Source organism: Intestinirhabdus alba (assembly GCF_009711095.1).
GTDB lineage: Bacteria > Pseudomonadota > Gammaproteobacteria > Enterobacterales > Enterobacteriaceae > Intestinirhabdus > Intestinirhabdus alba.
In genome coordinates, this window is the sequence record NZ_WMJZ01000014.1 from 103,337 (window position 1) to 122,094 (window position 18,758).

Annotated in this window: 18 protein-coding genes; 11 read left to right on the forward strand and 7 right to left on the reverse strand. The window is 58.9% G+C overall.

The window, feature by feature from the left end:
* The first annotated feature begins 119 nt into the window (after window positions 1-119).
* The 10 genes from ydiJ (at window position 120) to ldtE (ending at window position 11,256) form a co-directional block, all read left to right on the forward strand.
* Entirely contained in the window at window positions 120-3,176 is a 3,057-nt protein-coding gene (ydiJ, locus tag GJV78_RS11755; RefSeq protein ID WP_155108526.1) for a D-2-hydroxyglutarate dehydrogenase YdiJ, read from the forward strand.
* Window positions 3,173-3,583, forward strand: a complete 411-nt coding sequence (gene menI, locus GJV78_RS11760) for a 1,4-dihydroxy-2-naphthoyl-CoA hydrolase (protein ID WP_155108527.1) — start codon at window positions 3,173-3,175, stop codon at window positions 3,581-3,583. The genes ydiJ and menI overlap by 4 nt, the downstream gene beginning before the upstream one ends.
* Window positions 3,584-3,955: 372 nt before the next feature.
* The gene (locus tag GJV78_RS11765) at window positions 3,956-4,144 is read left to right on the forward strand and encodes a YdiH family protein (RefSeq protein ID WP_155108528.1); all 189 of its coding nucleotides are present in this window, start codon (window positions 3,956-3,958) and stop codon (window positions 4,142-4,144) included.
* Between the two features lie 569 nt (window positions 4,145-4,713).
* Window positions 4,714-5,082: a Fe-S cluster assembly scaffold SufA gene (gene sufA, locus GJV78_RS11770; RefSeq protein WP_155108529.1), complete on the forward strand. Its 369-nt coding sequence runs from the start codon at window positions 4,714-4,716 to the stop codon at window positions 5,080-5,082.
* 8 nt (window positions 5,083-5,090) lie between these two features.
* Window positions 5,091-6,578, forward strand: coding sequence for a Fe-S cluster assembly protein SufB (gene sufB / locus GJV78_RS11775; protein WP_155108530.1), 1,488 nt, complete (start codon window positions 5,091-5,093; stop codon window positions 6,576-6,578).
* 9 nt (window positions 6,579-6,587) lie between these two features.
* Window positions 6,588-7,334 carry a Fe-S cluster assembly ATPase SufC gene (gene sufC, locus GJV78_RS11780; protein ID WP_155108531.1) on the forward strand — a complete coding sequence of 249 codons (747 nt, stop codon included), beginning with the start codon at window positions 6,588-6,590 and terminating at the stop codon, window positions 7,332-7,334.
* Window positions 7,309-8,580, forward strand: coding sequence for a Fe-S cluster assembly protein SufD (gene sufD / locus GJV78_RS11785; protein ID WP_155108532.1), 1,272 nt, complete (start codon window positions 7,309-7,311; stop codon window positions 8,578-8,580). The genes sufC and sufD overlap by 26 nt, the downstream gene beginning before the upstream one ends.
* On the forward strand, window positions 8,577-9,797 hold the full coding sequence (gene sufS / locus GJV78_RS11790) for a cysteine desulfurase SufS (RefSeq protein ID WP_155108533.1): 1,221 nt from the start codon (window positions 8,577-8,579) through the stop codon (window positions 9,795-9,797). The genes sufD and sufS overlap by 4 nt, the downstream gene beginning before the upstream one ends.
* Window positions 9,798-9,809: 12 nt before the next feature.
* Window positions 9,810-10,226, forward strand: coding sequence for a cysteine desulfuration protein SufE (gene sufE / locus GJV78_RS11795; protein ID WP_155108534.1), 417 nt, complete (start codon window positions 9,810-9,812; stop codon window positions 10,224-10,226).
* Window positions 10,227-10,290: 64 nt separating this feature from the next.
* Window positions 10,291-11,256 carry a L,D-transpeptidase LdtE gene (gene ldtE / locus GJV78_RS11800; RefSeq protein WP_155108535.1) on the forward strand — a complete coding sequence of 322 codons (966 nt, stop codon included), beginning with the start codon at window positions 10,291-10,293 and terminating at the stop codon, window positions 11,254-11,256.
* Between the two features lie 72 nt (window positions 11,257-11,328).
* Here ldtE and lpp read toward each other — a convergent pair whose 3' ends face one another.
* The 3 genes from lpp to ynhH all read right to left on the reverse strand — a co-directional run bounded on the left by lpp (window position 11,329) and on the right by ynhH (window position 13,526).
* Window positions 11,329-11,565 carry a murein lipoprotein Lpp gene (gene lpp / locus GJV78_RS11805; RefSeq protein WP_001082307.1) on the reverse strand — a complete coding sequence of 79 codons (237 nt, stop codon included), beginning with the start codon at window positions 11,563-11,565 and terminating at the stop codon, window positions 11,329-11,331.
* A 309-nt stretch (window positions 11,566-11,874) separates the two neighbouring features.
* Complete coding sequence (gene pykF / locus GJV78_RS11810; protein ID WP_155108536.1) at window positions 11,875-13,287, reverse strand: pyruvate kinase PykF; 1,413 nt, start codon at window positions 13,285-13,287, stop codon at window positions 11,875-11,877.
* 8 nt (window positions 13,288-13,295) lie between these two features.
* Window positions 13,296-13,526, reverse strand: a complete 231-nt coding sequence (ynhH, locus tag GJV78_RS24275; protein WP_456237476.1) for a protein YnhH — start codon at window positions 13,524-13,526, stop codon at window positions 13,296-13,298.
* A gap of 304 nt (window positions 13,527-13,830) precedes the next feature.
* On the opposite strand from ynhH, the gene fumD reads away from it, so the two are divergent.
* Window positions 13,831-14,040: a fumarate hydratase FumD gene (fumD, locus tag GJV78_RS11815; RefSeq protein ID WP_155108537.1), complete on the forward strand. Its 210-nt coding sequence runs from the start codon at window positions 13,831-13,833 to the stop codon at window positions 14,038-14,040.
* Window positions 14,041-14,166: 126 nt separating this feature from the next.
* Here the strand turns inward: fumD and GJV78_RS11820 are convergent, their stop codons facing one another.
* The 4 genes from GJV78_RS11820 to GJV78_RS11835 are packed head-to-tail and all read right to left on the reverse strand — an operon-like array spanning window position 14,167 to window position 17,276.
* Entirely contained in the window at window positions 14,167-14,877 is a 711-nt protein-coding gene (locus GJV78_RS11820) for an amino acid ABC transporter permease (protein WP_155108538.1), read from the reverse strand.
* Window positions 14,874-15,638 (reverse strand): amino acid ABC transporter permease, encoded by a 765-nt coding sequence (locus GJV78_RS11825; RefSeq protein ID WP_155108539.1) that lies wholly within the window; start codon window positions 15,636-15,638, stop codon window positions 14,874-14,876. The genes GJV78_RS11820 and GJV78_RS11825 overlap by 4 nt, the downstream gene beginning before the upstream one ends.
* Entirely contained in the window at window positions 15,638-16,456 is an 819-nt protein-coding gene (locus GJV78_RS11830) for an amino acid ABC transporter ATP-binding protein (protein WP_155108540.1), read from the reverse strand. Before GJV78_RS11830 ends, GJV78_RS11825 begins: the two co-directional genes overlap by 1 nt.
* Before the next feature lies 1 nt (window position 16,457).
* Window positions 16,458-17,276: an ABC transporter substrate-binding protein gene (locus GJV78_RS11835; RefSeq protein WP_155108541.1), complete on the reverse strand. Its 819-nt coding sequence runs from the start codon at window positions 17,274-17,276 to the stop codon at window positions 16,458-16,460.
* Between the last annotated feature and the right edge of the window lie 1,482 nt (window positions 17,277-18,758).

Below are 18,758 nucleotides of genomic sequence, written 5' to 3' on the forward strand. Positions count from 1 at the left end.
CGGTCTGAAGTCGCGTTTTACCGCCTGATTCTGCCTGCAAATCTGCCGGGCGCATACGAAAAAAATGTGATACAACACAAAAGTCCCACAACGCAGATCGCAGGATAAGAGTCATTATAATGATCCCACAAATTTCTCAGGCACCCGGCGTCGTTCAGCTGGTGCTGAATTTTTTGCAGGCGCTGGAGCAACAGGGTTTTACCGGCGATACGGCAACAAGCTATGCCGATCGTCTGACCATGGCGACGGATAACAGCATCTATCAGCTTCTGCCGGACGCCGTCGTCTTTCCACGCTCAACCGCCGACGTGGCGCTGCTCGCCCGGCTGGCGACCGAGCCGCGCTTTACTTCGCTTATCTTTACCCCCCGTGGCGGCGGCACCGGCACCAACGGCCAGGCGCTGAATCAGGGCATTATCGTCGATATGTCCCGCTATATGAGCCGCATCATTGAGATCAATCCGGAAGAGGGGTGGGTGCGGGTCGAGGCCGGGGTTATTAAGGATCAGCTTAACCAGTTCCTGAAGCCGTACGGCTATTTCTTTGCGCCGGAGCTGTCCACCAGCAACCGCGCCACCCTGGGCGGGATGATCAATACCGACGCCTCCGGCCAGGGATCGCTGGTCTACGGTAAAACCTCCGATCACGTGCTGGGGCTGCGCGCGGTGCTGCTGGGGGGAGACATTCTTGATACCCAGCCGCTGCCCGTTGCGCTGGCCGAGACGCTGGGGCAGAACGGCACCGCCGCTGGCCGTATCTATCGCACCGTGTATCAGCGCTGCCGCGAAAACCGCCCGCTGATCCTCGATAAATTTCCCCGGCTGAACCGCTTTCTCACCGGCTACGATCTGCGTCATGTGTTTAACGATGAGATGACGACCTTTGATTTAACCCGCATCCTGACCGGCTCAGAGGGCACCCTGGCTTTTATTACCGAAGCCCGGCTCAATATTACCCCGCTGCCGAAGGTGCGCCGGCTGGTGAACGTCAAATATGACTCCTTCGACTCCGCGCTGCGCAATGCGCCCTTTATGGTGGAAGCGCGGGCGCTGTCGGTGGAGACCGTGGATTCCCGGGTGCTTAACCTGGCGCGGGAGGATATCGTCTGGCATTCGGTCAGCGGCCTGATCGCCGACGTTCCGGGCAAAGAGATGCAGGGCCTTAACATCGTCGAGTTTGCCGGCGATGACGAAGCGCTAATCGACCAGCAGGTGAACGCGCTGTGTGAGCGTCTCGACGCGCTGATGGCGCGCGCGGAGGCGGGCGTTATCGGCTGGCAGTTGTGCAACGATCCGGCGGGCGTGGAGCGTATCTACGCCATGCGCAAAAAGGCGGTGGGGCTGCTCGGCAATGCCCCTGGCGCGGCGAAGCCCATTCCCTTCGCCGAGGACACCTGCGTGCCGCCGGAGCATCTGGCGGACTATATCGCCGAGTTCCGCGCGCTGCTCGACGGCCACGGTCTGAGCTATGGCATGTTTGGCCACGTTGACGCCGGCGTGCTGCACGTCCGTCCGGCGCTGGATATGTGCGATCCGCAGCAGGAAGTGCTGATGAAGCAGATCTCTGACGAGGTGGTGGCGCTGACCGCCCGCTACGGCGGGCTGCTGTGGGGAGAGCATGGTAAAGGGTTTCGCGCCGGGTACAGCCCGGCCTTCTTTGGCGAAGCGCTGTACGGCGAACTGCGCAAGGTGAAGGCCGCCTTCGATCCGCATAACCGCCTGAATCCGGGTAAGATCTGTCCGCCGGAGGGGGTGGATGCGCCGATGATGTCGGTGGACGCGGCCAAGCGCGGCAGCTGGGATCGGCAGATCCCGCTGGCGGTGCGCCAGCAGTGGCGCGGCGCGATGGAGTGCAACGGCAACGGGCTGTGCTTCAACTTTGACGCCCGCAGCCCGATGTGCCCGTCGATGAAAATCAGCCTCAACCGCATCCATTCGCCGAAGGGGCGCGCGACGCTGGTTCGTGAATGGCTGCGCCTGCTGGCCGACCGCGGCGTCGATCCGCTGAGGCTGGAAAAAGAGCTGCCGGAAAAGCGCGCCAGCCTGCGCACCCTGATCGCCCGCACGCGCAACAGCTGGCACGCAGACAGGGGCGAATATGATTTTTCGCACGAGGTGAAGGAGGCGATGTCCGGCTGTCTGGCGTGCAAGGCCTGCTCCACCCAGTGCCCGGTCAAGATTGATGTGCCGGAGTTTCGTTCGCGCTTCCTGCAGCTTTACCATACCCGCTACCTGCGGCCGCTGCGCGATCACCTGGTGGCGACGGTCGAAAGCTATGCTCCACTAATGGCGCGGGCACCGAAGACCTTCAACTTTTTTATTAATCAGCCGCTGGTGCGCCGGTTCGTTGAAAAGCGCATCGGGATGGTGGATCTGCCGCTGCTCTCGGTGCCGTCGCTACAGCAGCAGCTGATTGGTCATCGTTCGGCGAATATGACCCTTGAGCAGCTGGAGGCGCTGGGCGATGAGCAAAAAGCGCGTACGGTGCTGGTGGTGCAGGACCCGTTCACCAGCTACTACGACGCTCAGGTGGTCTCCGATTTCATCAGGCTGGTGGAGAAGCTGGGCTATCAGCCGGTGCTGCTGCCGTTTTCGCCTAACGGCAAGGCGCAGCATATTAAGGGCTTTCTGACCCGCTTTGCCGCTACGGCGAAGCGAACCTCCGAATTTCTTAACCGCGTCGCCCGCCTCGGTATGCCGATGGTAGGCGTCGATCCGGCGCTGGTGCTCTGCTATCGCGACGAGTACCGTCTGGCGCTGGGGGAGCAGCGCGGCGACTTCCACGTACAGCTGGTCAACGAATGGCTGGCGACGGCGCTGACGCCGCAGGCGACGGACGCGCCCGGCGGGGAGGCGTGGTACTTCTTCGGCCACTGCACCGAAGTTACCGCCCGGCCAGGCGCGCCCGCCCAGTGGGCGGAGATCTTTGCCCGCTTCGGTGCCCGGCTGGAAAACGTCAGCGTCGGCTGCTGCGGAATGGCGGGCACCTACGGCCATGAGGTCAGGAACCACGCCGGTTCGCTGGGGATCTACGCGCTCTCTTGGCAGCAGGCGATGCAGCGCCTGCCGCGCAACCGCTGCCTGGCGACGGGCTACTCCTGTCGAAGCCAGGTTAAACGCATTGAGGGGGCTGGCGTACGCCATCCGCTACAGGCACTGCTGGAGATTATCGGATGATCTGGAAACGTGAAGTCACGCTTGAGGCGCTGAACGCCATGGGAGCGGGCAATATGGTGGGGCTGCTTGATATCCGCTTCGAGCGCATCGGTGAAGATACGCTGGAGGCGTCAATGCCGGTGGACGGACGCACTAAGCAGCCGTTCGGGCTGCTGCACGGCGGCGCGTCCGTGGTGCTGGCCGAGAGCCTCGGGTCGGTTGCCGGGTATCTCTGCACCCAGGGGGAACAGAGGGTGGTTGGCATTGAGGTCAACGCCAACCACGTGCGATCCGCCAGAGAGGGGCGGGTGACGGGCGTCTGCAAAGCGCTGCACACCGGCTCCCGCCATCAGGTGTGGCAAATCGATATTTATGATCAACAGCGGCGGCTGTGCTGCTCATCGCGGCTGACCACCGCGGTTCTGTGACCCTGTCACCTGAATAAATGCGATCTCTATTGCTACTGGACAAAATCTGCGCGGAAAAAAGGCGTATATACCCTAAATAATTCGAGTTGCATGAAGGCGGCAAGCGAGCAACAAATTCGTCAGGAACGAATTTGCCCGACCGCAGGTCGCCTTCGGTGAGGGACAGGGATGTCCCTCATTCATCCCCGGGAGCATAGCGAACTATGTGACCGGGGTGAGTGACAAATCTGCCTGGAGCAGATTTGAACGCCGTGCAGCGGCGGCCCGTCAGGGCGAGTCTCATGGATGAGACGAGTAACCAGAAGCCAACGCATATGCAACCTGAAGTATGACGGGTATACTGGGCAGGTTTTGTACATAAGCGAGGACACCATGTCTACCCAACTCGATCCCACCCGGCTGGCCATTGAATTTCTGCGTCGTGATACGACCACACTCTCTCCCGCTCAGTATCTGAAGCGCCTTAAGCAATTAGAGCTGGAGTTTGCCGATCTGCTTACGCTCTCAGCCAGCGAACTGAAAGAAGAGATCTACTTTGCCTGGCGGCTGGGCGTGCATTGATAACTATACCCGTCATACTTCAGGTTGCATGTACGTTGGCTTTATTCGGCCCTGGGGCCTCACCCCTTCGGGGCCAGCCCGGGGGCTGTTCAAAACGCGCTGCGTTTTGTCCTGCAACTCGAATTATTTAGGGTATAAACGCTGACCGCCATAACCCCGACGCGAACGCCCTGCCGGGGTTTTTTAGTGTCCTTTGCGCCCTTGGTGCTCTCCTTTTGCTGAAATAGGCATTTTCTATGCTTATTTACCTCTCCGACCCTTTGCGGCGACAGTCGTCAGATAATCTTTTAATAATCAATTGATTACCAGATTTTCATCGCCGCTGTTAACCCTGTAGTAAGCGTCTATGCTTAGTAAACGCGGGCCAAAATGGCTGGCGGACTCAATGACCCTGCGCTTCCAGGGTTGAAGTGATAATAATTATCATTAGGCTGTGTCCCTTAACCGTTCGCGAATGGCCCCAGCCCTGTGGGACGCGCTTCTGGCCCGGCGTCGACGCCGCGCCCGGTTAGGGAACACAGCCTGGCATAATGCCATCCCTACGGTGGCCCGACAGAGAAGGTGAATCTATGGAATCACAGTCAGAAACGTTCAATCCGCAAGATTTCGCCTGGCGCGGCTTAACGCTGACCCCGGCGGCGGCGGCCCATATCCGTGAGCTGATGGCAAGACAGCCTGACATGGTGGGCGTGCGTCTTGGCGTGAAGCAGACCGGATGCGCCGGATTCGGCTACGTGCTCGATACCGTACGCCAGCCGCAGCCGGACGACCTGCTGTATGAAGCCGACGGCGCAAGGCTCTACGTGCCGCTGCAGGCGATGCCGTTTATCGACGGGACGGAGGTGGACTATGTGCGTGAAGGATTAAATCAGCTGTTTAAATTTAACAACCCGAAAGCGCGCAACGCATGCGGCTGCGGCGAAAGCTTTGGGGTATAGGCGGTACTATGTCTCGTAATACTGAAGCAACTGACGATGTCAACCGCTGGACCGGCGGCCCGCTGAACTATAAAGAGGGGTTCTTTACCCGGCTGCAAACCGACGAGCTGGCGAAAGGCATCAGCGAGGAGGTGGTGCGCGCCATCTCCGCGAAGCGCAACGAGCCGGAGTGGATGCTCGAGTTTCGCCTCAACGCCTGGCGCGCCTGGACGGAGATGGAGGAGCCCCACTGGCTGAAGGCCCATTACGATAAGCTGAACTATCAGGACTACAGCTATTACTCCGCGCCATCGTGTGGCCATTGCGACGATACCTGCGCCTCAGCCCCCGGCGCGGTGCAGCAGACCGGAGAAAGCGCTTTCCTGAGTCGGGAGGTCGAGGCGGCTTTCGACCAGCTCGGCGTGCCGGTGCACGAAGGTAAAGCGGTGGCGGTGGACGCCATCTTTGACTCCGTATCGGTCGCCACCACCTATCGCGCAAAACTGGCGGAGCAGGGCATTATCTTCTGCTCTTTCGGCGAGGCGATCCATAATCATCCTGAGCTGGTGAAAAGGTATCTCGGCAGCGTAGTGCCGGGCAACGACAACTTCTTCGCCGCCCTGAACGCCGCGGTGGCCTCCGACGGCACCTTTATCTACGTGCCGAAAGGGGTGCGCTGCCCGATGGAGCTTTCCACCTATTTTCGCATTAACGCGGAAAAAACCGGGCAGTTTGAGCGCACCATTCTGGTGGCCGACGAGGGCAGCTATGTCAGTTATATTGAGGGCTGTTCGGCACCGGTGCGCGACAGCTACCAGCTGCACGCGGCGGTGGTGGAGGTGATTATCCATAAGGATGCGGAGGTGAAATACTCCACCGTGCAGAACTGGTTTCCCGGCGACGACAACACCGGCGGGATCCTGAACTTTGTCACCAAGCGCGCCCTCTGTGAAGGCGAAAACAGCAAAATGTCCTGGACCCAGTCGGAGACCGGCTCGGCCATCACCTGGAAATACCCGAGCTGCATTCTGCGCGGCGATAACTCCATTGGTGAGTTCTATTCGGTGGCGTTAACCAGCGGGCATCAGCAGGCGGACACCGGCACCAGGATGATCCACATTGGCAAGAACACCCGCTCAACGATTATCTCGAAGGGGATCTCTGCCGGGCGCAGCCAGAACAGCTACCGCGGGCTGGTAAAGATCATGCCGACGGCGACCAACGCGCGCAACTTTACCCAGTGCGACTCGATGCTGATCGGCAGCGAGTGCGGGGCGCACACCTTCCCCTACGTGGAGTGCCGCAACAACAGCGCCCAGTTGGAGCACGAGGCCACCACCTCGCGCATCGGGGAAGATCAGCTGTTCTACTGCCTGCAGCGCGGCATCAGCGAAGAGGACGCTATCTCGATGATCGTCAACGGCTTCTGCAAAGACGTTTTCTCTGAGCTGCCGCTGGAGTTTGCCGTCGAGGCGCAAAAGCTGCTGGCGATTAGCCTTGAACACAGCGTCGGATAAGGAAACACCATGTTAAGTATTCACGATTTACAGGTCAGCGTGGAAGATAAAACAATTCTGCGCGGGCTGAACCTGACGGTGCGCCCCGGCGAGGTGCACGCCATTATGGGGCCGAACGGCTCCGGGAAAAGCACCCTTTCCGCCACCCTCGCGGGCCGCGAAGCGTATGCGGTCACCGGCGGTTCAGTCACCTTTAAGGGGAAGGATCTGCTGGCGCTGTCGCCGGAGGAGCGGGCGGGCGAAGGGATCTTTATGGCGTTTCAGTACCCGGTGGAGATCCCGGGCGTCAGCAATCAGTTTTTCCTGCAGACGGCGCTCAACGCCGTGCGCGCCTCGCGCGGCCTGCCGGCGCTGGATCGCTTCGACTTCCAGGACCTGATGGAAGAGAAGATCCGGCTGCTGAAGATGCCGGAAGACTTACTGACCCGTTCGGTCAACGTCGGCTTCTCCGGCGGCGAGAAAAAGCGCAACGACATCCTGCAAATGGCGGTGCTGGAGCCGGCGCTGTGCATCCTCGATGAGAGCGACTCCGGGCTGGATATCGACGCGCTGAAAATTGTCGCTGAAGGAGTTAATACCCTGCGCGACGGCAGCCGCTCGTTCATTATCGTTACCCACTATCAGCGCATCCTGGACTACATCAAACCCGACTACGTTCACGTTCTGTACCAGGGGCAAATCGTGAAGTCCGGCGATTTCACGCTGGTTAAACAGCTGGAGGAGCAGGGGTATGGCTGGCTTACCGAACGACAATAGCGCGCTGGAGCAATGGCATCGCCTGTTCGACGCCCAGGGCGGCGGGCGCTCGCCGCAGGCCCGGCAACACCTGCAGCAGGCGCTGCGCCTGGGGCTGCCGACGCGCAGGCATGAAAACTGGAAGTATACGCCGCTGGAAGGCTTAACCCGCAGCCGCTTCATCAGCCGCCGCGCCGGGATCGACGCCGCCCGGCGCGACGCCCTGGCCCTGACGCTCGACGCCGTGCGGCTGGTGTTTGTCGACGGGCAGTTTAGCCCGACGCTAAGCGACGACCCTGACGGCAGCGGTTTTACGGTGTCGTTCGCGGAGGAGCAGCCGCTGCCGGAAGCGCTGCAGCCGGAGGTGTTTTTGCACCTGACGGAAAGCCTGGCACCGGCCGCCACGCGCATTGCCGTAGGGCGTAACCAGCGTCCCGCCCGGCCGCTGCTGCTGCTGCACATTACCCAGGGAGGCGGGGCGGAGGATGAGCTGAACACCGCCCACTATCGCCACCACCTGACGCTGGCGGAGGGGGCGGAGGCGACGGTGATTGAGCATTTCGTCAGCCTCAGCGAAGCGCCGCACTTTACCGGCGCGCGGCTGACCGCCGACGTGGCGGCGAACGCCCATCTGCGCCATATCAAGCTGGCGTTTGAAAATGCGTTCAGCCACCACTTCGCCCATAACGATATCGTGCTGGCGGAGGACGCCAGCGCGCAAAGCCACAGCTTTTTGCTGGGCGCTGCGGTGCTGCGCCACAACACCAGCGCCCGGCTGAACGGGGAGAACGGCACCCTGCGTCTCAACAGCCTGGCGATGCCGGTGAAAAAAGAGGTGTGCGACAGCCGTACCTGGCTGGAGCACGCCAAAGGCTACTGCAACAGCCGACAGCTGCATAAAACCATCGTCAGCGACAGGGGGCGGGCGGTGTTTAACGGGCTGATCGGCGTCGCCCCTCACGCCGTGAAAACCGATGGACAGATGACCAATAACAACCTGCTGCTGGGCAGACTGGCGGAAGTGGACACCAAACCGCAGCTGGAGATCTATGCCGACGATGTGAAGTGCAGCCACGGGGCGACCACCGGGCGCATCGACGAGGAGCAGATGTTCTATCTGCGCTCGCGCGGTATCGGTGAGCGGGCGGCGCAGCAGATGATCCTCTACGCCTTCGCCGCCGGGCTGACGGAGGCGCTCGACGATGACCTTCTTAAACAGCAGGTGCTGGCGCGGATCGGTCAGCGTCTGCCGGGAGGTGCAGCATGACCTTTTCCGTTGCGCAGGTGCGCGCCGACTTTCCCATCCTGGCGCAGGAGGTGAACGGCCAGCCGCTGGTCTATCTGGACAGCGCGGCCAGCGCTCAGAAGCCGGCGCAGGTCATTGACGCCGAGGCGGCGTTCTACCGCCACGACTATGCGGCGGTGCATCGCGGCGTGCATACCCTGAGCGCCCGGGCCACCGAAAAAATGGAGAACGTCCGCAGGCTGGCGGCGCAGTTTATTAACGCCCGCTCCGCCGAAGAGCTGGTGTTCGTTCGCGGCACCACCGAGGGGATTAACCTGGTGGCCAACAGCTGGGGAACGAGCAACGTGCGGGCCGGTGACAACATCGTCATCAGCGAAATGGAGCACCATGCGAACATCGTACCCTGGCAGATGCTCTGCGCGCGGGTGGGGGCGGAGCTGCGGGCGATCCCGCTGAATCCGGACGGCACCCTGCGGCGCGAGGCGCTGGCGGGCCTGTTTGACGATAAAACCCGGCTGCTGGCCATCACCCAGGTCTCCAACGTGCTGGGCACGGAAAATCCGCTGGCGGAGCTGTGCGCCCTGGCGCACCGGCACGGCGCGAAGGTGCTGGTGGACGGCGCTCAGGCGGTGATGCATCGTCGGGTGGACGTGCAGGCGCTGGAGTGCGATTTTTACGCCTTCTCCGGACATAAGCTGTATGGACCGGGAGGCATCGGCGTGCTGTACGCGAAAGAGGCGCTGCTGGAGGAGATGCCGCCCTGGCAGGGCGGCGGCGCGATGATCGCCTCCGTTAGCCTGCGCGAGGGCACCCGCTGGGCGAAATCGCCCTGGCGCTTTGAGGCCGGAACGCCGAATACCGGCGGTATTATCGGGCTTGGCGCGGCGATTGAGTATGTGTCGGCGCTGGGGCTGGAGAAGATTGGCGCTTATGAACAGACGCTGATGCGCTATGCGCTACGGCGTCTGGCGGAGGTGCCGGATCTGACCCTCTACGGTCCGACGGAGCGCCTTGGGGTTATCGCCTTTAACCTCGGCAAACATCATGCCTACGACGTCGGCAGCTTTCTCGACGGCTACGGCATCGCCGTCCGCACCGGCCACCACTGCGCGATGCCGCTGATGGCGTATTACAACGTCCCGGCGATGTGTCGGGCCTCGCTGGCGCTGTATAACACCCATGAGGAGGTCGATCGACTGGTGGACGGCCTGCAGCGTATACATCGCTTACTGGGATAAGGAGAGGGAAGTATGGCCACGCTACCGGATAAAGAGAAGCTGCTGCGTAATTTTCAGCGCTGCGCCAGCCGGGAAGAGACGTATCTGTACATTATTGAGCTGGGACAGCGCCTGGAGCCTCTGAACGAGGAGGAGCGCACCCGGGAAAACCGTATCGAAGGCTGTCAGAGCCAGGTGTGGATCGTGATGCACCCGCAGCCGGACGGCGTTATCACGCTGCGGGGCGACAGCGATGCCGCCATCGTTAAAGGGCTGGTGGCGGTGGTGTTTATTCTCTACGACCGGATGACCGCCGGCGATATTACCAAATTCGACGTGCGGCCGTGGTTTGAAAAAATGGCCCTGACGCGCTATCTGACCCCCTCCCGTTCGCAGGGGCTGGAGGCGATGATTCGCGCCATCCGCGCTAAAGCTGCCGCCGTTAGCTAAACTTATGCAACCTTACTGGAATTCAGCTTTCTGGCCTGTCGCCAGCGGATACAGGAGTTTAGCCATGAAACGCGCGTCTTTGATCGCTCTTATGCTTATCGGCACCTTCAGCGCCGCGCCTGCGGCACAGGCGGTGGACTATCCGCTACCGCCCGCGGGCAGCCGTCTTGTCGGTCAAAATCAAGCCTGGACCGTCCAGGAGGGGGATAAAAACCTGCAGGCCATCGCCCGGCGCTTTGACACCGCCGCGATGCTGATTCTGGAGGCCAACAACACCATTGCCCCGGTGCCGAAGCCCGGCACGAGGATTATTATTCCGACCCAGCTTTTGCTGCCCGATGCCCCGCGCGAAGGCATTATTGTCAACCTGGCGGAGCTGCGCCTGTACTACTATCCGCCGGGCGAAAACAGCGTTCAGGTCTATCCGATCGGTATCGGTCAGGAGGGGCTGGAAACGCCGGTGATGGAGACCCGGATCGGGCAGAAAATCCCCAATCCGACCTGGACGCCGACGGCGGGCATTCGTCAGCGCTCGCTGGCGCGGGGCGTCACCCTGCCGGCGGTCGTCCCCGCCGGGCCAAACAACCCGCTGGGACGCTTTGCGCTGCGCCTGGCGTACGGCAATGGGGAATACCTTATCCACGGCACCAGCGCCCCGGACAGCGTCGGGCTGCGCGTCAGCTCCGGCTGTATCCGGATGAATGCGCCGGACATCAAAGCGCTGTTTGCGCAGGTCAGAACGGGCACCCCGGTGAAGATTATTAACGAGCCGGTGAAATACAGCGTGGAGCCGGACGGCACCCGCTACGTTGAGGTGCACAGGCCGCTCTCGGCGGAAGAGACGCAAAACGTGCAGACCATGCCGTATACGCTACCGGCGGGCTTTACGCAGTTTAAGGAGAGCCAGGGGGTGGATCGCGCGCGGGTGGAGCAGGCCTTGTACCGTCGGGCGGGCTATCCGGTCAGCGTTTCGGCGGGGCGACAGCCGGTTGCCAGCGGTAGCGGCGTGGCCACCCCGGAGGGATCGTAAGCACGGCGGAAGGGCAATAAAAGATAAAAAAATGGCGCACACTGTGCGCCATTTTTATTACCGGAATACTAATTACTTGCGGTATTTAGTAGCCTGGTTGTCCAGACGCTGGTTAGCGCGAGCTGCGTCGTCTTTAGCAGCCTGAACGTCGGAACGCATTGCGTTCACGTCGTTGCTCAGCTGGTCAACTTTAGCGTTCAGAGTCTGAACGTCAGAGGACAGCTGATCGATTTTAGCGTTGCTGGAGCAACCAGCCAGCAGAGTAGAACCCAGGATTACCGCGCCCAGTACCAGTTTAGTACGATTCATTATAAATACCCTCTAGATTGAGTTAATCTCCATGTAGCGTTACAAGTATTACACAAACTTTTTTAAGTTGAGAATATTTTTTTGACGTTAACACGTTTAATTTTGATCGTTCGCTCAAAGAAGCATCGAATTGCAACATAAACCCTAAAAAGCGTGTGAAAACAGCAGTCTTCCATCAGATTAGTCTCATCTGCAGAGCAAATTAGATAGTAAAATCCGATTTGCTTTTTTATTAATAGCGACTATTGATTAAATAAAAAAAGCGCCGCGAGGGCGCTTTTATAAACCATTATATTCACCTGGAAATTATTACAGGACGTGCACAGAAGCGGTGTTAGTTGTGCCGCTCGGCACCAGCGCGCCGGAGACCATTACCACGATGTCGCCTTTCTGCGCGAGGCCGCTCTGCAGGGCGACCTCTTTACCCATGCGGTAGAAATCATCGGTGGAGTTGATTTCACTCACCTGCTGCGCCACGACGCCTTTGCTCAGCACCAGCTGACGCGCGGTAACGGCATTGGTGGTCAGGGCGAGGATGGTGGCATCCGGGAAATATTTACGCACGGCGCGCGCGGATTTACCCCCCTGGGTGGCAACCACGATCAGCGGCGCTTCCAGTTTTTCCGCCGTTTCCACCGCCCCGCGGCAAACGGCCTCGGTGATGCGCAGCTTGCGGCTGTCGTTGTTGAACTCCAGGCGGCTGGTCATGACGCGGTCGGTACGTTCGCAGATGGTCGCCATAATCGAAACGGCTTCCAGCGGGTATTTGCCTTTGGCGGATTCTCCGGAGAGCATAACGGCGTCGGTGCCGTCGAGGATAGCGTTGGCCACGTCGCCTGCTTCCGCGCGGGTCGGACGCGGATTTTTAATCATTGAGTCCAGCATCTGGGTTGCGGTGATAACCACTTTACGCGCGCGGATGCACTTTTCGATGATCATCTTCTGGGCGAAGATCACCTCTTCAACCGGGATCTCCACGCCCATATCGCCACGGGCGACCATGATGCCGTCGGAGGCTTCAAGGATTTCATCAAAGTTGTTCAGACCTTCCTGGTTTTCAATCTTGGAGATGATCTGAATGTTCTCGCCGCCGTGGGCCTGCAGATGTGCGCGGATCTCTTCCACGTCGGAGCGCTTACGGATAAAGGAGGCGGCAACAAAGTCGACGCCCTGTTCGCAGCCAAAGATCAGGTCCTGCTTATCTTTTTCAGCCAGCGCGGGCAGCGCGATGGAGACGCCCGGCAGGTTAACGCCTTTGTTTTCACCCAGGTCGCCATTATTCAGCACCTTGCAAATAACCTTATTGCCTTCGATGGTGGTAACTTCCATGCCGATCAGGCCATCGTCCACCAGAACGGTATTGCCGACGGTCAGATCGGAGGTAAAGCCTTCGTAGGTGACGGCGACGATGTCGCTGTTGCCGATGACGGATTTGTCGGTGGTGAAAGTGAAGGTCTGGCCCGCCTTCAGCGAGACGTCGTTACCGCCTTCCAGCTTAATGGTGCGGATTTCCGGCCCTTTCGTGTCAAGCAGGATGGCCGCCTTCTTGCCGGTTTTATTCATGACGTTGCGCAGGTTCTGGATGCGCTGACCGTGCTCGGCATAATCACCGTGAGAGAAGTTCAGACGCATCACGTTCATACCTGCGTCCAGCATTTTGCTTAACATCTCTTCTGATTCGGTTTTCGGACCGATGGTGCAAACAATTTTTGTCTTTTTCATGACCGTCTTTAATCTTTAAGTTGAGAAGGATAGGGAGAGCCGGCTTCCTGGACGCCAGGCCGGGAAGCGAAACCGGTAGTGCGAAAGTGATATTGCCTCGCTCTAAGGATAGGTGACATCACAAGAGCGTGCAGAGGAAAGTGTGCTTGCGTTTCAGCCCAACGGGAAGGGTGTTTTTGTAGTCGTTGAGTTGTACAGGGCAATGTGCTGAAACCATTCAAGAGACAATTGCCGCGCATTATACGCTGAAAACGTTGCAAAAGGAAAATGAAAACAGGGTTTCAAAAGTTATTCGGGCAGATTCACAACGATTTGTTATTAAACGGTTAATGTGCCTTGCCGGCCCGCCCGCAGCGAGGTCGCACAGCGGAAGAATCCGGCGCGACCGGTCGATACTCAGACGGGGGAATAAAACGTACCATTCTGTCGACAGCCAGCAGAAAACCGGAGGCGCGCCGCTCCATCAGGCGATTATGTTGCACTTTTGTTATGCCAGACGGAATGGGGTATGCTACCGGACCGTGCTGTCAGAGGTGAGTAATTATGGCCAAACCGACGAAAGATGAAGAGCTGTACCGCGAAATGTGCCGGGTGGTAGGTAAAGTGGTGCTGGAAATGCGCGATCTGGGACAGGAGCCGAAGCATATTGTGATTGCGGGAGTGCTGCGTACTGCGCTGGCCAATCCGCGTATTCACCGCAGCGATCTGGAAAAGCAGGCGATGAAAACGGTAATCAAGGCGCTGGCGGGCTGAAGAGGAGCGCAAAGCTTTCCCCCGCCGCTTAATTCGCTGATGCAACAACAGCGCAGGGGACAATAACGTCGTCCGGCGGATGGCGTGTTAAGGCCACCCGCCGGTAATGGTTAATCGCCTTTCTGCTTAGCCCCCCAGGGGGCGGCCCGGGCTTAACGCGCGCGCCGTGGCAAACCGCCGGTGGGCGAACTTCTCAAGGGCAAAGCACAGCAGATAATAGACCAGCCCGGTAAAGATAAAGATAGCGGCCGGATAGATCTGCACCCGGCTATTCACCTGCCCGGCGACGGTGGTCAGTTCCGGAACGTTGACAATAAACGCCAGCGAGGTGTCCTTCAGTAAACCGATGCCGATGCCGATCAGCGAGGGCAGCACGTTGCGCAGGGTTTGCGGCAATAAAACGCGCCCCAGGGCCTGAAGCGGCCGAAACCCCTGCGCCATCGCCGCGTCATATTGCCCGGCGGGGAGGGCGTTCAGTCCGGCATAAACCGAATGCATCACCGAGGCGGCGGTAAACCACGCGAGCGCCAGGGTGACGGTAACCGCTCCCGGCAGATCGCTGCCGGTGAGCATCGGCAGCAGATACCACATCCAGAAAATCACGAAGATCAGCGGGATGCCGCGGATAAACTCCGCCCATACGAACAGCCCCCTGCGAATAATGCCGGGAAACCGCCAGGCAAGGGAGGCCAGCAGAACGCCGCCGGGCAGCGCCAGAGCGGCGGAGCCCAGCGCCATCATCAGCGTTAACAGCACGCCGCCCGGCTGACCGTCAGCGGCCCGCCCCCAGAGCAGATAGTCGAGGTTGTCGATAATGACCGAGAGGTTAGCGATCATGCCACGCTCCTCCGACGTCCGGGAGCTGCGTTTCTCGTCCGCTGCGGCGAAGGGCCGAGGCGGGTCAGGAGCATACCAAGCGCGATCCCGGCCACCAGATAGAGCGCGGTTCCCACCGCAAAAGCCTCCAGCGCGTGGGCGTTATAGCTTTCGATCTGCCTGACCTGGTAGGTCAGCTCGGCAAAGCCGATGCCGCTGGCCAGCGACGAGAGCTTCATCAGGTTCAGATACTGGCCGACGACCGGCTGCCAGGCATTTGCCAGGCCCTGCGGTAGCAGAATATGCCGGAAGGTGGTCCAGGCGGAAAAACCCTGGGAAAGCGCGGCTTCCCGCTGTCCGGCGGAGACGGCCTGCAGGCCAGCGACAATCTCTTCAACCAGAAACGCCGAGGTGAAGACGCCCAGCCCCCAGGTCGAACAGATAAACTCCGGCGTCAGCCACCAGACGTCGCCGGGCAGGATGGACCAGGCGTGCTCAGCGTTGACAAAATCAACCGCGCTGCGGGGCAGGAAATTCCACGCGGCGAAGTACCAGAACATCAGCTGAACGAGGAGTGGGGTATTGCGGAACAGCGAGACCCAGGCTGCCACCAGCCGTTGACCAACCGCACTGCCGGAAAGCCGCAGGGCAAGCAGTAAAACCGCCAGCAGCGTCGCCAGCGCAATGCCCGCCGCAGAAACCCAGAGGGTGGTAAGAAAGCCTGATACGATCCATTGCAGAGGCGGCCCGCTGAACACGCCCTGCCAGTCCATTACATGCATTATAAGGTTGACTCCTGGCGTAGCGGATCGAGCACCTTTTGCAGAAAGCGTTGGGTTCGCGGATGCTGCGGGCGGGTAAAAAAGTCCTCAGGGCGGCCGGTTTCCAGAATGTCACCGCCGTCGATAAACACCACCCGATCGGCGATTTCCCGCGCAAAATGCATCTCATGGGTAACGACAATCATGGTAATACCGCTGTGGGCAAGGGATTTCATCACCTGCAGCACTTCACCGATGGTCTCCGGATCGAGGGCCGAGGTAGGCTCGTCAAACAGGATAATCTGCGGCGAGGAGGCCAGTGCGCGGGCAATAGCGACGCGCTGCTGCTGACCGCCGGAGAGCTGAGACGGCAATGCCTCTGCTTTATCCGCCAGCCCGACCTGCTCAAGCAGCGCCTGCGCCCGCTGATGCGCCTGCGCCTTTTGCCTGCCGTGAACATGCTCCAGCGCCAGGGTGATATTCTGACGGGCAGTCAGATGCGCATAGAGATTAAACTGCTGAAAGACAAAGCCGATGCGGCTGCGCAGCTGGCGCAGCGATGCCCCCTGCAGCTGGCCGACGGGCCTGTCGTCAATGAAAATTTCCCCGCCGCTCAGGGATTCCAGGCGGTTAATAAGGCGGATCAGCGTCGATTTTCCCGACCCCGACGGGCCGAGAATGGTGACGACTTCGCCCGGCTCGACCGTCAGGCTGACGCCGTTCAGCACCCGCTGGTCGCCGTACTGCTTGACGACCCCGCGCAGCTCGACCCGGGCCTGCCCCAGCCGGGAGAAATCCGCAGCCGGTGCGGCAGAGCGGGTAAACAGAGCGGACAGCATGTTACTTCGCCTCAATGTTAAAGCCCCTGGGCTGAGGGTTTTTGGTCTGCGGCCCGAACCAGACGTCATAAATCTGCGCCGCCTGTCCGCTGGATTCCAGCCTCAGCAACTCATCGTTCACCGCTTTCAGCAGTGCCGGTTCACCTTTTTTCACTCCGACGCCAATTTCCTCTTTACTCAGCAGGTCCGGCAGGATCTTAAAGCTGGCTTTATCCGGCGCGCCGCCGAGCAGGCCGGCAAGGATCGTCGAATCCTGGGTGATCGCCTGCACGTTGCCGTTGCGCAGCGCGGTCAGCGCCAGCGGAATATCGTCATAGGCCAGCACGCGGGCGTGGGGGAAACGCTGGTGCAGGGCCTGCTCACCGGTGGTGCCTTTTACGGCACCGATGCGCGCGCGGCTGTAGGCGTCCAGCTTATCCGGCGATGCTGCCGGCACCAGGAACTGCTGGCCGGTGACGAAATAGGGAAGGGAAAAATCGATAACCTGCGCCCGCTCGGGGGTGATGGTGATATCCGCCACGATCAGATCCGCTTTGCCCGACTGCAGCAGGGGAATACGGTTTGCCGGATTCGTCGCGATCAGCTCCAGCTTAACGCCGAGCGACTTGGCCAGCGCTTCAGCAAAATCGACGTCGTAGCCTACGATCTTATGGGACTGCGGATCGACGGAGCCGAACGGCGGGTTGGCGTCGAAGGTGGCAATTTTCACCACTCCGGCGGCTTTTATGTCCGCCAACTGGTCGGCCTGGGCGTGGCCAGCCGCGAGCAGGATGCCGAGGGCGAGAAGCGTTTTTTTAACCCTGAAAAATGACGTTGCCATAGCGATCAAAATCCCTGTTTGCTGAGTTGTCCTTTTACGCTCCCATAACTTGTTCTCCGGTCCAAATAAGAAAAAGTGCTAATTTATATATCAAAAGCTATTAGTAAATTTTTTGTTAAATATTGCGGGGCATAAAGATAAACGCATTATTTTCATGAATGAAAACGAATTAATTCATAATTCAGGTGCGGTATTTAAGCGCTCCGCTCGCATAATAAAGAAAAGCAGGACGCGCGCCTGCGGCGATCGTCCCACCCTGAAGAGGGTATATACCCTAAATAACTCGAGTTGCATGTCAAAACGCGGCGCGTTTTGAACAGCCGTAGCGCTGGCCCGTCAGGGCGAGTCTCATGGATGAGACGAGTAACCAGAAGCCAACGCACATGCAGGTAAAGGAGGGCATGGCTCCGGGGTAAAAAAGGCCGGCCAGCGCCGATTTAAACCGTTCGATATTCACGGGGATGATATAAAATGCGCCGCCAGCCTGGACGGAATTTATAAGCCGCGCGGGTAAGGTGGCCACCCGTCCGGCAATGGATAACATGAAGGAAAACCGCCGGTTACAGCGTCAGCCCGGGTATCGTGCAGGCGAGGAGCCGCGAACAGCGTCATTAAAACGGTAGCGGCGCGGCGTGCTGGCCCGCAGCGGGAGAAAGCCAGCAGGGTCGCCCGTTAAAGATGTCCACCGAAATGATTCAGGCTGCGATCTGCACCCATGAGCAAGGCTCGATCCTGCGGGGCGGCGAGGAGGACGGGCGCATATTTTTTTGTGGCTGCCCATCGGCGGCGGTTTCCGGCGGTAAATTTAAATGCCATAAGCGAAACCGTGCGTTGAAATAGGTTGTGGTATAGAATAATATTTAATTATTAGTAACGTTAAAATATTGCTTTGAATTAATTTACTTGGTTTAGTATTCTTGCACGGCTACTTCTCTGTTTATTGCGTAAGTCACCAGGAATATTCCTTGTTTTCTTATAACTGGCGTTTTTTTTGCATTAACTCAGGATAATGGATTATTAAAGAGTTATTAGCGAATCGTATGTTTTAAAGCGCCAGAAGCCGCCAGATACCATTTTTTTTGGCATCGATCGGCTTTCTGTAAACGAAATGTACATAAGTTTATTTGTATTTGTGCAATCTTTCTATTTTACTGATGAATCTTTATAGCGGGCATTGATTTGTCGCCATCGCTCGTATTATATTTACACGCTATTCAACAATGTGTTCCGGGTGCGCCTGGTTTATAGGAATTATCACAGCAACCCTCACCGTTTATGTCCAGAAATGGACTTTATACTCGTGTTAAGGAATGTCGGTAACCGGTATAGAATCATTATTGCTAATAAAGACTTATCTCTTTAATTTGCAGTAATATCGCGATTTTTATCCTGTTACGACAAACGCAAGTCTGTTGTTAAATTAATAACCACTCATAAAGGCAAGGAATATTTATGGCCGATACATTCCAGAAAGAGGTGCCA